The organism is Adlercreutzia sp. St.1H8 (assembly GCF_059728655.1).
The window spans coordinates 2,121,963-2,136,630 of the sequence record NZ_AP039376.1 but is presented as its reverse complement, the minus strand read 5'-3'; the positions used below and the strand labels follow the sequence as shown (position 1 = coordinate 2,136,630).

The 14,668-nt window shown below is 68.0% G+C and carries 14 protein-coding genes; 12 read left to right on the top strand and 2 right to left on the bottom strand.

Annotated features, from left to right (window positions below; translation table 11 throughout):
- Nucleotides 1–25 precede the first annotated feature (25 nt).
- The 9 genes from AC6I0Y_RS08435 (at nt 26) to rplW (ending at nt 8,033) form a co-directional block, all read left to right on the top strand.
- Nucleotides 26–394 carry a hypothetical protein gene (locus AC6I0Y_RS08435; protein WP_236643368.1) on the top strand — a complete coding sequence of 123 codons (369 nt, stop codon included), beginning with the start codon at nt 26–28 and terminating at the stop codon, nt 392–394.
- A 132-nt stretch (nt 395–526) separates the two neighbouring features.
- A complete protein-coding gene (locus AC6I0Y_RS08430; protein WP_497730897.1) occupies nt 527–1,876 on the top strand; it encodes a M20/M25/M40 family metallo-hydrolase in 1,350 nt (449 codons plus the stop codon).
- Between the two features lie 1,142 nt (nt 1,877–3,018).
- Nucleotides 3,019–3,390 carry a 30S ribosomal protein S12 gene (gene rpsL / locus AC6I0Y_RS08425; RefSeq protein WP_160709017.1) on the top strand — a complete coding sequence of 124 codons (372 nt, stop codon included), beginning with the start codon at nt 3,019–3,021 and terminating at the stop codon, nt 3,388–3,390.
- Between the two features lie 111 nt (nt 3,391–3,501).
- The gene (gene rpsG, locus AC6I0Y_RS08420; RefSeq protein WP_160709015.1) at nt 3,502–3,972 is read left to right on the top strand and encodes a 30S ribosomal protein S7; all 471 of its coding nucleotides are present in this window, start codon (nt 3,502–3,504) and stop codon (nt 3,970–3,972) included.
- 18 nt (nt 3,973–3,990) lie between these two features.
- Complete coding sequence (gene fusA, locus AC6I0Y_RS08415; RefSeq protein WP_160709013.1) at nt 3,991–6,108, top strand: elongation factor G; 2,118 nt, start codon at nt 3,991–3,993, stop codon at nt 6,106–6,108.
- Nucleotides 6,109–6,144: 36 nt separating this feature from the next.
- Nucleotides 6,145–6,453 carry a 30S ribosomal protein S10 gene (rpsJ, locus tag AC6I0Y_RS08410; RefSeq protein WP_160709011.1) on the top strand — a complete coding sequence of 103 codons (309 nt, stop codon included), beginning with the start codon at nt 6,145–6,147 and terminating at the stop codon, nt 6,451–6,453.
- A 13-nt stretch (nt 6,454–6,466) separates the two neighbouring features.
- Nucleotides 6,467–7,087, top strand: a complete 621-nt coding sequence (gene rplC, locus AC6I0Y_RS08405; RefSeq protein WP_160709009.1) for a 50S ribosomal protein L3 — start codon at nt 6,467–6,469, stop codon at nt 7,085–7,087.
- A gap of 31 nt (nt 7,088–7,118) precedes the next feature.
- Nucleotides 7,119–7,745: a 50S ribosomal protein L4 gene (gene rplD, locus AC6I0Y_RS08400; protein WP_160709007.1), complete on the top strand. Its 627-nt coding sequence runs from the start codon at nt 7,119–7,121 to the stop codon at nt 7,743–7,745.
- Nucleotides 7,746–8,033: a 50S ribosomal protein L23 gene (gene rplW, locus AC6I0Y_RS08395; protein ID WP_160709005.1), complete on the top strand. Its 288-nt coding sequence runs from the start codon at nt 7,746–7,748 to the stop codon at nt 8,031–8,033. It begins immediately after the preceding gene.
- Between the two features lie 67 nt (nt 8,034–8,100).
- Here the strand turns inward: rplW and AC6I0Y_RS08390 are convergent, their stop codons facing one another.
- Together AC6I0Y_RS08390 and AC6I0Y_RS08385 are read right to left on the bottom strand one after the other, a co-directional pair.
- Nucleotides 8,101–8,553: a helix-turn-helix domain-containing protein gene (locus tag AC6I0Y_RS08390; protein ID WP_160709003.1), complete on the bottom strand. Its 453-nt coding sequence runs from the start codon at nt 8,551–8,553 to the stop codon at nt 8,101–8,103.
- A gap of 15 nt (nt 8,554–8,568) precedes the next feature.
- Nucleotides 8,569–8,742, bottom strand: coding sequence for a type II toxin-antitoxin system HicA family toxin (locus tag AC6I0Y_RS08385; RefSeq protein WP_160709001.1), 174 nt, complete (start codon nt 8,740–8,742; stop codon nt 8,569–8,571).
- A 469-nt stretch (nt 8,743–9,211) separates the two neighbouring features.
- Here AC6I0Y_RS08385 and AC6I0Y_RS08380 point away from each other — a divergent pair, with 469 nt between their 5' ends.
- From AC6I0Y_RS08380 to AC6I0Y_RS08370, 3 genes are all read left to right on the top strand, one after another.
- Nucleotides 9,212–9,913 (top strand): ABC transporter ATP-binding protein, encoded by a 702-nt coding sequence (locus AC6I0Y_RS08380; RefSeq protein ID WP_160708999.1) that lies wholly within the window; start codon nt 9,212–9,214, stop codon nt 9,911–9,913.
- Nucleotides 9,914–10,008: 95 nt separating this feature from the next.
- On the top strand, nt 10,009–13,548 hold the full coding sequence (locus tag AC6I0Y_RS08375) for an FtsX-like permease family protein (protein WP_497730893.1): 3,540 nt from the start codon (nt 10,009–10,011) through the stop codon (nt 13,546–13,548).
- Nucleotides 13,549–13,974: 426 nt separating this feature from the next.
- Nucleotides 13,975–14,652, top strand: a complete 678-nt coding sequence (locus AC6I0Y_RS08370) for a cytochrome c3 family protein (RefSeq protein WP_497730891.1) — start codon at nt 13,975–13,977, stop codon at nt 14,650–14,652.
- Nucleotides 14,653–14,668: the final 16 nt, after the last annotated feature.

Below are 14,668 nucleotides of genomic sequence, written 5' to 3'. Positions count from 1 at the left end.
TCGTGAAGGAAGCGATCCGTCACCCATGGCTGAGATACTGGAAGCCATCATGCTCGTCTGCTTCGGCCTTTCCTGGCCCATGAACGCCTACAAGAACTACAAGGCCCGCACGGCCGCCGGCACCAGCTGGCAGTTCATCGGGCTCATCACGCTTGGCTACTTCGCCGGCATCGCCGCCAAGTTCGCCTCCGGCAGCTTCACCTGGGTGCTGGCGGTGTACTTCATCAATGTGGCCTGCGTGGCGGTGAACTGGGCCGTCTACTTCCGCAACCGTCGCCTGGACGCCGCCCGCGCCGCCGGCGTGCTGGTGGAGGAGACCGAGACCCTCAGCCGCACCGCTGATGGCGTGCGCCTGGACGAGGTGGTCTCCGTGAGGCCGGCCTCCGTCCGCTAGCCGGCTTGCTCCGGTCGGATGTCTACGGGGCACGGGGCCGCGCAGGCCGATTGGCCGCGTCGTCGCGCGTCTGCTGCGGCCGCCGCTCGCTAGACTGGCGTCAGGCCGCGTTTTCCGTAGAAAGGCACTCCCATGAACTCCGATCGCTTGCTGTCCACGTTTCTTGAGCTCGTCGCCGTCGAGAGCCCCTCGTTTTGCGAGGCCGCGATGGCTTCCCATTGCGCGCGGGCCCTGGCTGAACTGGGGTTCTTCGTGAAGTTCGATGCCTCTGCTGTCGTCACTGGCTCTGATTCCGGCAACCTCATCGCGCGCCTGCCGGGCACCGCGCCCGGGCGCCTGGCGCTCTCGGCCCACCTGGACACGGTGGAGCCCTGCGCCGGCATCGAGGTGCTGAGCGAGGCGGTGCCGGCTGCGGTGCTGGGGTCGGCCTACGCTGATGAAGGCGCCACGCTTGAGGTGCTGCGCTCGGCGGGGGAGACCATCCTGTCCGCCGACGACAAGGCCGGTATCGCCGCCATCTTGGAAGGCGTGCGCTCGACGCTGGAGTCCGGTGCGCCGCGCCCCGACCTCACCGTGCTGCTGACCACCTGCGAGGAGCAGAGCCTCCTGGGGTCGTCGGCCCTCGCGCCCGACGCGCTTTCCTGGCCGGCCGACCTGCCCTCCGCGTGCGCGGGTGCCGGTGCCGCCGGGGCGCGTGGCGAGGGGCGCGCGGAAGGCGGCGCGGTTGCGGAAGGCGCCGGGGGCGCGGAAGGCGCGGAGGGCGCGGAGGCGGGCGCGAGGGCCGCAGACGGGGGCGCCGTGGTCGCGGGCGCCGTGGGCGCGGGCGACGAGGCGTTGCCGTGCTACGTGCTGGACGCCGACGGGCGTCCGGGCACCATCATCACGGGAGCGCCCTGCCACTGGACGATGCGCGCTCGCTTCCACGGCCGCGCTGCTCACGCCGGCGTGGAGCCTGAGGCCGGCGTGTCGGCCATCGCGCTGGCGGCTGATGCGGTGGCTGCCATGCCGCTCGGGCGCCTCGATGAGTGCACTACCGCCAACGTCGGCGTCATCGCCGGCGGCACGGCCGTGAACGTCGTGCCCGAGGCATGCGAGCTGGCGGGGGAGTGCCGCTCTCTTCGCTCGGATCGCGCTGCCGCCCAGCGTGACGCGATGACGGTCGCCTGCGAGCAGGCCGCCGCGCAGGGCGGGGGATCGGTGGAGTTGGAGTGGACGTGCGATTATCCGGCCGTGCTCTTCGAGGACGACGCGCCTATCGTGGCGCGTGCCGTGGCCGCCGCCCGTGCGGCGGGTCTTGTGCCGCGCCTGGCGCGCACCGGAGGTGGGGCCGACTCCAACGTGCTTGGTGCCAAGGGCTGCCAGTCCGTCACGCTCGGCATCGGCATGGCCAACTTCCACTCGGCCGACGAGTTCATCGCCGTGCGCGACTTGGAGGCTACCGCCCGCCTCGTCGAGGCGCTCATCGCCGAGTACGCAGGCTAGCGGGCCTTCCCGTCTGGCGGGCAGTTCCATGCTGCGCCAGGTCCCGCCGCTTTGCCCGGCGAGACGTTCAGGCCGCATGCGTCATCGCGTCGGGTTGCCGCTCCTGTCGAGCGCCCCTCTTGTGCGTCGATTCCCTTGCGTATCGCGTAGCGCTTTTGCGTCGGGATTCCTTGCGCTCTCGCGAGTCGCCGTGCCTGCTGCGCTCTCTCTTGCGCCTGCTCCTCCGTGCCGACGGGACGTCTGGCACAATCCACGCGTTGACGTGGGCCCCGACGCGCGTTCCGCGTCACCGTCTTGCGCCTGGTGCCCGCGCCCGCTGTCCGCACTTGCCGGCTCGCGACTTGCGCTCTGTCCCGCCGCCTGCCCGGTGTGTCATTTGGTGTGACCCCCTGGCACACCTTGCAAAAAGGCCGTTCGTTGCAAATTCGAGCGGAAATGCACTCTTCGTCAGTCCTTGGTTCGTTCTCAGTTACGTTCGGCGTGGTAGCGTTTCCGCATAACCCCAGGTCGCGTTCCCTCACACAAGGCGAGGGAGGGGTTGTCGCTGCCTGAGCGAGTGCAAAACCGAACGAATTTGCAGCGATCGGCGTGAAATCCGCAGATCGACCTCCAGGACCCCTGCGCACCGGAGCGCTCCGTCGCAGATTTCCCTACGCTGCTCGCATGATCGGGTCGCACATCTTGCGTGCGATCCGCTCGCCTGGCGCTTTGCGCCGTCCCAGGCCCGCGCCGTCCTCGGAGTCGCTCGCTTCCTCCAGGCTGCCCCCCACCCGATCCGCTCCCGGCGTCCTGATCCCGCGCACCCGCCTGCGCCCGCCCGGCACTGCTCCCGCCTTGCCCGGTGTGACGTTTGGTGTGACCCCCTGGCACGGACGGTGTGTCATTTGGTGTGACCCCCTGGCACCCGCAACTTTTTCGCCCAGCGGCCAAACTTTCTTCCCGCCCGCGTCAGCCTCCCTTAGTGATCTGCGCAAACGCGATTCGCCGACTATAGATACGCCCGGCACCGTGGCGTTTGACAAGCTGCGCGGAGAGGCCTAATATTCTCCATCGCGCCTCTCGGAGGCGCTTCTTTTCGTGTGCGCAACAGCTGAGCGTACATGAAAGACGTAAGCTCACGGAGGAAAAAGAAAGGAAGAGTCTTGCCTACTATTAACCAGCTGGTCCGCAAGGGCCGCAAGAAGACGGCTGACAAGAAGAAGACGCCGGCTCTCAAGGGCAACCCGCAGAAGCGTGGCGTGTGCACCCGCGTGTACACCACCACCCCCAAGAAGCCGAACTCCGCGCTTCGCAAGGTCTGCCGTGTGCGCCTGGTCAACGGCATGGAGGTCACGGCCTACATCCCCGGCATCGGCCACAACCTGCAGGAGCACTCCATGGTGCTCATCCGCGGCGGCCGTGTTAAGGACCTCCCCGGTGTCCGCTACAAGGTCATCCGCGCGGCCCTCGACTGCTCGCCGGTGGACAACCGCAAGCAGGCCCGCAGCCGCTACGGCGCCAAGCGCCCGAAATAACCGCTAAGACGCGCGGGCCCGCGAAGGGGAGCGCCGGAAGGGCCGGCCATCCTCGGGCCTAATGGGGAGTGAAAGACCCCGGAAGCGCGCAGGAACACGAAGGAGAACTACATGCCGCGTCGTGCAGCAGCAGTCCGCCGCGAAACGCAGCCGGACGCCAAGTTCAACAACCGCCTCGTCACGCAGCTGATCAACAAGGTCCTGCTTGACGGCAAGAAGTCCATCGCCGAGGGCATCGTCTACGGCGCCTTCGACATCGTCGAGGAGAAGACCGGCCAGGATCCCCTGTCCGTATTCAAGAAGGCCATGGACAACGTCCGCCCCACGCTCGAGTGCAAGCCCAAGCGCGTCGGCGGCGCCACCTACCAGGTGCCCATGGAGGTCAACTCCCGCCGCGCCACCACGCTGGCCATCCGCTGGATCGTGGACTTCTCCCGCAAGCGCAAGGAGCACACCATGAAGCAGCGCCTGGCCGCCGAGATCATGGACGCGTCGGAGAACACCGGCGCCGCCGTGAAGAAGCGCGAGGACATGTACAAGATGGCCGAGGCCAACCGCGCCTTCTCCCACTACCGCTTCTAGGAACAGGTAGGAGAGACTATGGCGAAGATTGACCTGAAGGATACGCGCAACATCGGCATCATGGCCCACATCGACGCGGGCAAGACGACCACCACCGAGCGCATCCTCTACTACACGGGCAAGACCCACAAGATCGGCGAGGTGCACGACGGCGCCGCTACCATGGACTGGATGGTCCAGGAGCAGGAGCGCGGCGTGACCATCACCGCTGCCGCCACCACCTGCTTCTGGAAGTACCCCGGCGGCAAGGACAACGGCAAGGAGTACCGCTTCCAGATCATCGACACGCCCGGCCACGTGGACTTCACGGCCGAGGTGGAGCGCTCCCTGCGCGTGCTCGACGGCACCGTGGCCGTGTTCGACGCCGTCGCCGGCGTGCAGCCGCAGTCTGAGACGGTGTGGCGTCAGGCCGAGCGCTACGGCGTTCCGCGCATCGCCTTCATCAACAAGTACGACCGCGTGGGCGCTGACTTCCTCCACGCCATCCAGACCATGCGCGATCGCCTGGGCGCCAACGCCGTGGCCGCGCAGCTGCCGATGGGCGCCGAGGACAACTTCTGGGGCGTCATCGACCTGGTGACCATGACCGCGTGGGACTTCAAGGCCGACGACAAGGGCATGACCTACCCCGAGCCCATGGACGCCATCCCGGCCGAGTTCGCCGACGACGCCGAGCTGTACCACCAGGAGCTCCTGGAGGCCGCCGCCGACTGCGACGACGAGCTCATGGAGAAGGTGCTCATGGAGGAGGAGGTCACGGTCGACGAGCTGAAGGCCGCCATCCGCAAGGGCGTCATCAACTGCCAGATCAACCCGGTGTTCGTGGGCTCCGCCTACAAGAACAAGGGCGTGCAGGAGCTGCTCGACGCGGTGGTCGACTACATGCCGTCGCCCATCGACATCCCCGCCATCAAGGGCGAGAACCCCGACACCGGGGCTGACGAGGAGCGTCCGGCCGATCCGAAGGCGCCGTTCTCCGCGCTCGCCTTCAAGATCATGACCGACCCCTATGTCGGCAAGCTCACCTACCTGCGCGTGTACTCCGGCTCGCTCGACTCGGGCAGCTACGTGCTCAACGCCGTCAAGGGCAAGAAGGAGCGCATCGGCCGTCTGCTGCAGATGCACTCCAACCAGCGCGTCGACATCGACTCCTGCCAGGCGGGCGACATCGTCGCCGTCGTGGGCCTGAAGGACACCTCCACCGGCGACACCCTGTGCGCCGAGGACGCCCCGGTCATCCTGGAGTCCATGGAGTTCGCCGACCCGGTTATCGACATCGCCGTCGAGCCCAAGACCAAGGCCGAGCAGGACAAGATGGGCGTGGCCCTGGCCAAGCTGGCCGAGGAGGATCCGACCTTCCGCGTGTCCACCAACCACGAGACCGGCCAGACCATCATCGCCGGCATGGGCGAGCTGCACCTGGAGATCATCGTCGACCGCCTGCTGCGCGAGTTCAAGGTGGAGGCGAACGTGGGCAAGCCGCAGGTCGCCTACCGCGAGCGTCCGGGCCACGAGGTCATGAACGCCGAGGGCAAGTTCGTCCGCCAGACCGGCGGTCGCGGCCAGTACGGCCATGCGGTCATCAACATGTACCCGCAGGAGCCGGGCAAGGGCTACACCTTCGAGAACAAGATCGTCGGCGGCGTGGTGCCCAAGGAGTACATCCCCTCCATCGACAAGGGCATCCAGGAGGCGCTGAACTCCGGCGTGCTCGCCGGCTACCCGGTCGAGGACGTGCGCGTCGAGCTGATCGACGGCTCCTACCACGACGTCGACTCCTCCGAGGCGGCGTTCAAGGTGGCCGGCTCCATGGCCATCAAGGACGCGCTGAAGAAGTCCAACCCGGTCATCCTCGAGCCCGTCATGGCCGTCGAGGTGGAGACCCCCGAGGAGTACACCGGCTTCGTCATGGGCGACATCCCGAGCCGCCGCGGCCTCATCCAGGGCCAGGAGCAGCGCGGCAGCGCCGTCGTCATCGAGGCCAAGGTCCCGCTGAGCCAGATGTTCGGCTACGCCACCGACCTGCGCTCCGGCACCCAGGGTCGTGCTGTGTACACCATGCAGTTCGACTCCTACGAGCCGGTGCCCAAGAGCGTCGCAGAGGAAATTATCAGCAAGGCCGGCGGCAACGCCTAGGTCGCCCCATCGAAGCTTTCATTGGAGGTAAGCTAAGTGGCTAATCAAAAGATTCGCATTCGCCTGAAGGGGTACGATCATGAGATCGTGGACCAGTCCACGAAGCTCATCGTCGATACCGCCCAGAAGACGGGTGCCAAGGTTTCCGGTCCCATCCCGCTGCCGACGGAGCGCAACCTGTACTGCGTCATCCGCTCGCCCCATGTGGACAAGGACTCCCGCGAGCAGTTCGAGATGCGCACCCACAAGCGCCTGATCGACATCCTCGAGCCCACGCCCAACACCGTGGACTCGCTGATGCGCCTCGACCTCCCCGCCGGCGTCGACATCGAGATCAAGCTGTAAGGGGTGTTGAAGAATGATTAACGCTATCTACGGCAAGAAGATCGGCATGACCCAGATCTTCGCCGAGGACGACACGGTCATCCCCGTGACCGTCATCCAGGCGGAGCCGAACACGGTCTGCCAGGTGAAGACCACCGACACCGACGGCTACGAGGCCGTGCAGCTGGCCTTCGGCTACGTGAAGCCGCGCCGCGTGAACAAGCCCATGACGGGCCACTTCGAGAAGCAGGGCGTCGAGCCCAAGCGCTACCTGCGCGAGGTTCGCGTGGAGAACGCCGGCGAGTACCAGTCTGGCGACACCCAGACCGTCGCCGCCTTCGCCGACGTGAAGAAGGTCGACGTGACCGGCACGTCCAAGGGCAAGGGCTTCGCGGGCGTCATGAAGCGCTACGGCTTCGCCGGCGGCCCGGGCGGCCACGGCGCGCACTTCCACCGCGCCCCCGGCTCCGTGGGCCAGTGCGCCACGCCCTCCCGCGTGTTCAAGGGCCTGCGCCTTCCCGGCCACATGGGCTGCGACACGGTGACCGTGCGCAACCTTGAGGTCGTTCGCATCGATGAGGACCAGAACCTGATCCTCGTGAAGGGCGCGGTGCCCGGCGGCAAGAACGCCCTGGTTCGCGTGCGCATGGCTTAAGTCCGGTTACGTTACAAGGAGACCAACTACTATGGCATCCATTGAGATCAAAGACGTGAAGGGCGAGGGCGTCGGCACCGCCGAGCTCGCTCCCTCCGTGTTCGGCATCGAGCCGAACATCCACGTCATGCACCTCGTCGTCAAGGCGCAGCGCGCCTCTTGGCGTCAGGGCACGCATGACACCCGCACGCGCGGCGAGGTTCGCGGCGGCGGCAAGAAGCCGTGGCGCCAGAAGGGCACCGGCCGCGCCCGCCAGGGCACGATCCGCGCGCCCCACTGGGTCGGCGGCGGCACCGTGTTCGGCCCGCACCCCCGCTCCTACGACCAGAAGGTCAACAAGAAGGAGGTCAAGCTGGCCATGCGCAGCGCGCTCTCGGCCAAGCTGGCCGACGGCGAGCTCGTCATCGTCAAGGAGTTCCCCTTCGAGCAGCCGCGCACTAAGGACGCCGTGGCGTTCCTCAAGGCCTTCGGCCTGGAGGACAAGCGCATCACCCTGGTGATCGGCAACGAGGACGTGGAGACCTTCCTGTCCTTCCGCAACCTGCAGAAGGTGAACATCGTTCCGGTGAGCGACATCAACACCTACGAGCTGATCGACAACAAGGCCCTCGTCATCACCGAGCAGGCCCTCAAGCATATCGAGGAGGTGCTTGCATAAATGAACAAGGATCCCCGCGAGGTCATCATCCGCCCCGTCATCACGGAGCACAGCTATGACGCCATGGAGAACAACGTGTACACCTTCGAGGTGGCCAAGGACGCCAACAAGGTCGAGATTCGCCAGGCCATCGAGGCTATCTTCAACGTGACGGTGGTCAAGGTGAACACCCTCAACGTGAAGCCGAAGCCCAAGCGCATGCGCTACCAGGCCGGCAAGACCCGCACCTGGAAGAAGGCCATGGTCACCCTCAAGGACGGCGACACCATCGAGATCTTCGCGAGCTAACCTCCGCGAGCCCCCTCGAGAGCCGAAGGCGGCACCCATCTGGGTGCCGCCTTTTTTGTCGGGATCCCTAGCCGACGGGGCGATGCGAATCCGCGCGCGGGCGGCCCGCGGGGCGGGGGTCGGATCGGCGCGCCTCTACGCTGGCGATAGTGACGTAGGTGTTGCGGCCGTCCCTCCAGCCGTCGAGGAGCCCGGCGCCGATCATGGTCGAGATACGGGAGCGACTGACTCCCAGCGCCGCGGCTGCTTGGGAGGCCGACATCCTGGGGATGTCGGCGAGGGAGGCGTCGACGGAGACGATGACGCGGATGCCGCCGCGCTCGGGCTCATTACCGAAGCGGGGAGCAGGGGGCTCCTCACCCCGCATGAGGTAATCGCATATCGTCTCTCGAAGCAGGTCGGCTGCGGACTCGCAGGCGTCCTCCACATCGCTTCCCTGGGTGGCCCCCGGGATTCCGAAGGGGGCGAGGCACCAGCTCTGTTCGCTGCGCCACATCTCGAACTCGTAGGTGTACTGCATGGCACCACTTCCTCGCTACTTGAGGCCCGCGTCCTTCTTCAGCTTCTCGAACACCGCATCCTCTATCTCCCGATGGCGCTTGATGAGGATGGTGTCCTTACCGTTGGTGAACTTCTCGTGCTTGGTGCCGCCCTTCGACCAGAACCCATGCTCGGTGAAGAACCGCACCACGTCTCGTCGCTTCGTCATGTTCTCCTCCGCATCATAGGGGGTGAATCGGGTGAATGCAATAAATAGAAACTGAATTTACAATAATGTGATCACTCGGGTGAGATGCCGTCAGGGTAAGAGCGATGGCTCTGGGTGGGTGCTGGCAGATCGTGCGGAGATCTGCTGCGGATACTGTATGTCCTATCAGGAAAAACGCTGTAAACGGCCGTTTACGTTCGGGGGCGAAAGCATGAAAAACGCAAAAGAACATGGCCGCGTTGAGGAGCAGTTTGCGAAGTTAGCGAGAAAGATATCGCGGGATGGGCGCGAGTGTGACGGCGCGCGCTGCGGCGCTACGTGATGCGGTTTCGGCGTCACGCGCCGCGGCTTGGCGCCATGCGTTGCGTGCGCCACGGGCTGCGGGCTCGGCGCCTCGTGTCGTGAGTGTCGGCCAACTCGTGTATAGTAAGAGTGTTTACCTACTTACTTACCGGGCAGGGGGTGGATCGTGGCCTTCGTCGAGTTTTGCGACGTGCGGAAGGTGTACCAGATGGGCGAGGTGCAGGTGGCGGCCGTCGACGGCATGGACTTCGCCATCGAGCGCGGCGAGCTCGTCGTCATCGTGGGGCCCTCCGGCGCGGGCAAGACCACGCTCCTCAACATGCTCGGCGGCATGGACTCGCCTACGTCGGGCTCCATCGTGCTCGACGGGCGCGACATATCCCACGCCTCGGCGAAGGAGCTCACGCTCTACCGCCGCCATGACATCGGCTTCGTCTTCCAGTTCTACAACCTGGTGCAGAACCTCACCGCGCTCGAGAACGTGGAGCTGGCGAGCCAGATCTGCTCTGACCCGCTGCCGGCGGCCGACGTGCTGCGGCAGGTGGGGCTGGGACGGCGCATGGACAACTTCCCCGGTCAGCTCTCCGGCGGCGAGCAGCAGCGCGTGGCCATCGCCCGCGCGCTCGCGAAGAACCCCAAGCTCCTGCTGTGCGACGAGCCCACCGGCGCCCTGGACTACGAGACGGGCAAGGCCATCCTCCGGCTTCTGCAGGACACCTGCCGCGACACGGGCAAGACCGTGGCGCTCGTCACCCACAACTCCGCGTTCACGGCCATCGCCGACCGGGTCATCCACATCCGCGAGGGACGCGTGGCCGCCATGGAGCTCAACGATCATCCGCTCTCGGCCGAGGTGCTGGAATGGTAGCGCGGCGGCGGGTGCCGCAGCGCCGCGGCGGCGCACGGGCGGCAGGGGAGTAGCCCGCGGTGGCCGGCGCCTTCGCGAAAGACACGCTGCGCTCGATGCGACGCTCGCTCGGGCGCTTCCTGGCCATCGCGGCCATCGTCGCGCTGGGCACCGGCTTCTACGCGGGGCTGCGCATGACCTGCCCGGACATGAACCTGGCCGCTGATCGCTACTACGACGGCACGGCCCTCATGGACGTGCGGGTGGTGTCCACCCTGGGGCTTTCCGAGGACGACCTGGCGGCCCTGCGCGGCGTGGAGGGGGTCGAGGCCGTCATGGGGGCCTGGGAGACGGATGTCATGGCCTCCATCGGCGACGAGCAGTACGCCGTGCGCATGCACTCGCTGCCCGACGCCGCCGCCACGAGCGAGGCGGCGGCAGACGGGTCGGCGGTGGCCTCGGATGATCCCGACTACCTGAATCGCCTCGTGCTGGTGGAGGGCCGCTGGCCCGCGGCGCCGGACGAGTGCGTAATATCGCGCGATCGGGTCATGGGCGCGCCTACGCACCTCGGGGACGTGGTGACGGTGACCGAGGGCGCCCAGGACCTCGACGACGCCCTGGCCGAGCGGAGCTTCACCATCGTGGGCTATGCGCGCACCCCCTATTACGTGTCGTCCACCTCCATGGGCGCCACTACCTTGGGGTCCGGCTCCGTCCAGCAGTTCATGTACGTGCCGCGCGCCGCGTTCGCCGCCGACGCGCCCCTCACTGAGGCGTTCCTCGCCGTGAAGGGCGCCGCCGACGAGCGTGCCGGCTCTGACGCCTACCAGGCGCGCGTGGACGAGGTGATGGCGCGGGTGGAGGCCCTGGCCCCCGCTCGGGAGGAGGCCCGCCGCGCGGCGCTCGTAGCCGAGGCTGACGCCGAGCTCGACGATGCCCGGGCGGACTTCGAGGCTGAGCGCGCCGATGCCGAGGCCCAGCTCGCCTCCGCCCGCGCCCAGCTGGACGAGGCGGCCGGGCGCATCGCCGAGGGCGAGCGGGAGGTGGCCCAGGGCCAGGCTGACTATGATGCCGGGGCGGCGGAGCTGGCGCGCCAGCGCGCGGCCGCCGCGCGGCAGATGGACGACGCCCAGGCGCAGCTCGACGCGTCCGCCGCGGAGCTTGAGGCGGGCCGCGCCCCGGCGGAGAAGGCGGAGGCCGACCTGCCCGCCCTGGAGCGCCAGTGGCAGGAGGGCGCCGACGAGCTGGCCGCGGCCGAGCAGCAGTGGCAGGCCGGCTCCGATGCGGCCGAGGCAGCCCGGGCCCAGGCCCAGCAGGGGATCGACCAGGCCCAGGTCGCCCTCGCCTCGATCGACGCCGGCCTCGCCGAAGCTCGTGCGCGGCAGCAGGCCCTCCCCGGCCAGCTGGCCGCCTTGCACGAGGCCCTCTCCGCCGCGCCGGACGAGGAGGCCGCCGCCGCGCTCCGGGCCCAGATAGCCTCCCTCGAGCAGGCCCAGGCGGCGCTCCCGGGCGCCATCGCCCAGCTGGAGGCCCAGCGGGCCCAGGCGGCTGCCGGCTTGGAGCAGGCCCGCGCCGGGCTCGCCCAGGCTGAGCAGGCCCTGACCCAGCTCAACCAGGTCCGTGTGGAGCAGATCGAGCCCGCCCGCGCCCAGGTGGAGGAGGGGCGCGCCGGCTTGGAGCAGGCCCGCGCCGCCGTGGCCGCGTTCCGCGCGGGCGAGCAGCAGCTGGCCGACGGCCGGGCCCAGCTGGCCCAGGCCCGCGCCGACGCCGAGCAGCAGCTGGCCGCGGGCGAGCGGCGGCTCGCCGATGCCGCCGCCCAGCTGACCGAGGCCCGCGCCTCCCTGGCCCAGGGCCGCGCCGACTACGAGCAGGGGCTCGCGGAGTGGGAGGACGCCCGCGCCGAGGCCGACCGCCAGTTCGCCGACGCCGAGCAGCAGCTGGCCGACGCCCAGCAGGCCATCGACGACATCCCCGAGGCCGAGTGGCTCGTCATGGACCGCACGAAGAGCCACGGCGTGGTCAGCTTCGACGCCGACGCCGCGCGCGTGGACTCCATCGCATCGGTGTTCCCCTTCATCTTCTTCCTGGTGGCGGCCCTGGTGGCGCTTACCACCATGACGCGCATGGTGGAGGAGGAGCGCGTGCTCATCGGCACCTACAAGGCGCTCGGCTACTCCCGCGCGCGCATCACGTCGAAGTACCTCGTCTACGCCGGCGCGGCCTCGGCGGCCGGGGCGGCGGCGGGCATCGCCGTGCTCTCCCAGGTGCTTCCCGCCGTCATCATGGAGGCCTACTCCATCATCTACTTCGTGCCGCGCGGGCCGCTGCCCGTCGACTGGCCCTTAGCGCTCCTGGCGGCCGGGCTGGGCGTGGGGGTCACCCTGGGGGCCACCTGGGCCGCCGCCGCTGCCACCCTGCGCGAGCAGCCGGCCTCGCTCATGCTCCCGCGGGCCCCCAAGGCCGGCAAGCGCATTCTGCTCGAGCGCGTCCGCCCGCTGTGGCGCCGCTTGAGCTTCTCGTGGAAGGTCACGTTCCGCAACCTGTTCCGCTACAAGAAGCGCCTGGTCATGACCGTGATCGGCATTGCCGGCTGCACGGGGCTGCTGCTGACGGGCCTGGGGCTTCAGAACTCCATCAACGACATCATCGACAAGCAGTACGGCGCGCTGGTGCGCTACAACGCGGTGGTCACGGTGAACGAGGATGCTGACGAGGAGGCCCTCGGCGCGGTGGCGGCCCTCATGGAGTCGCCGGCCATCGCCTTCGAGGAGGCGGCCCTGGCCTCGGGCCCCGATGCCTCCGATGTCATGGTGACGCTGGAGGTGCCGGCCGATCCCGATGCCTTCCAGCGGCTCTGGGTCATGCGCACGCGGGAGGGCCATGAGCCGATTTCCCTGGGCCAGGACGGCGTGGTTCTGACAGAGAAGCTGGCGACCACCCTGGGGGTGGGCCCTGGCGATGTCGTCACCCTGGCGGGCCAGGACGTGCTGGGCAACGCCACCTCCGACACCCACGAGCTCACGGTGACCGGCGTCATGGAGAACTACGTGTACAACTACGCCATAGCGGGGCCCGCCGCCTACGAGGCTGCCTACGGCGCGGCGCCGAAGTACCGCTCGGCCTTCGGCGATGTCGGCGTCGGCGCGGCCGCCCACGATGCCTTCAACGAGGCGGCCCGGGCCACGGGCGCGGTGAAGACCATCGCCTACAACGACGAGACCATCGAGTCCTACCGCACCATGCTGCGCTCGGTGAACCTGGTGGTGGTCGTGCTGGTGGTGGCCGCGGCGGCCCTCGCCTTCATCGTGCTGTACAACCTCACCAACATCAACATCACCGAACGCGCCCGCGAGATAGCCACGCTCAAGGTACTCGGCTTCACCGCCCATGAGGTGGATCTCTACATCTACCGCGAGATCGTGCTGCTCTCGGTGATCGGGGCGGCCGCGGGCCTGGTGCTCGGCCTGTTCCTGGAGGGATTCGTGGTGGTGACGGCCGAGGTGGACCAGGTGATGTTCGGCCGTGACATCCACGCTCTCAGCTTCGCCGTGGCCTTCCTGCTGACCATGGTATTCACCTTCCTGGTGATGCTGGTCATGCGTCGCAAGCTCTCCGCCGTCAACATGGTGGAGTCCCTCAAGAGCAACGAGTAGGCTCGCAGCGCCCCCCCGCGCCGACGGGGCGGCAGCAGGGGCCTTCGCTCGGGGGCCGTGCGGCCCTTGTCTCGCCCGCCTGCCTTACGGCTCCCTCTGCGCCGAGGCGGCGGCAGGGGCCTTCGCTCAGAAGCTTCGCAGCCTTCGCTTCGGCCCCGCCGCCGCCTCAGCGCTGCCTGCCTGGCGCTGGGAGCTCTGTTCCCCGTTCTGCTTCCTTTCTCTCTTTTCCCAGGTCAAACCCATGGTTTATAACGGGGTTTAGGCAAATACACCCTTTTCTTCCCTTTGGCAGATGCGCGTGCGGGGGTCCGCGGCGCACAATCGGGTCAAAGCTCGCGCCTCCGAGGGGAGCGCGGGCGAGAGAGAGGGAGGCCTCCCGGGCGGCGCGTGGCGCGGCGCGGGAAGGCGAGAGGGAAAGAGGTACCCATGACGACAGAGGAGAAGAAGGCGAGTCCCAAGCGCCCCAAGAAGGCGCCGGTGATCATCGGCGTCGTGGCCGCCATCGTGGTGGTCGCAGGGGCCGGCATGTGGGTCTGGCACGAGCAGCCCAGCTTCTGCGGGGCCATCTGCCACGTGCCCATGGATCCGTACCTGGAGACCTACGAGGCCGAGCCCGGCCAGGCCGGCACCGACAAGTGGGGCAACGAGGTGACGGATGCCGCGGCCATGACGGCGGCCTACCACCGCGCCGAGGCGGACTCGTCCTGCCTGGACTGCCACACCCCGGTGCTCAGCGAGCAGATCTCCGAGGGCATCAACTGGGTGAGCGGCAACTACGAGGTGGTGCTGAACGGCGCCTACGACGGCGTCCTGCTCGAGCGGAGCGCATCCCAGCTCACCGAGGCGTCTGGCGTGGCGAAGGACGAGCTGTGCCTCAACGACAGCTGCCACCCCATGACCCGCGAGGAGCTGGCGGAGAAGACGGCCGACCGTGCGTTCAACCCCCACGTGATCCAGCACGACAAGCTCGACTGCACCACGTGCCACAAGGCCCACCGCGCCTCGGTGTACTACTGCACCCAGTGCCATGACGAGGCCGAGGACGACCTGCCCGCCGGCTGGCTGTCCATGAAGGAGGCCGGCGCGCTGCCCGCCACCGCGTAGGCCGCACGTGCGTTGG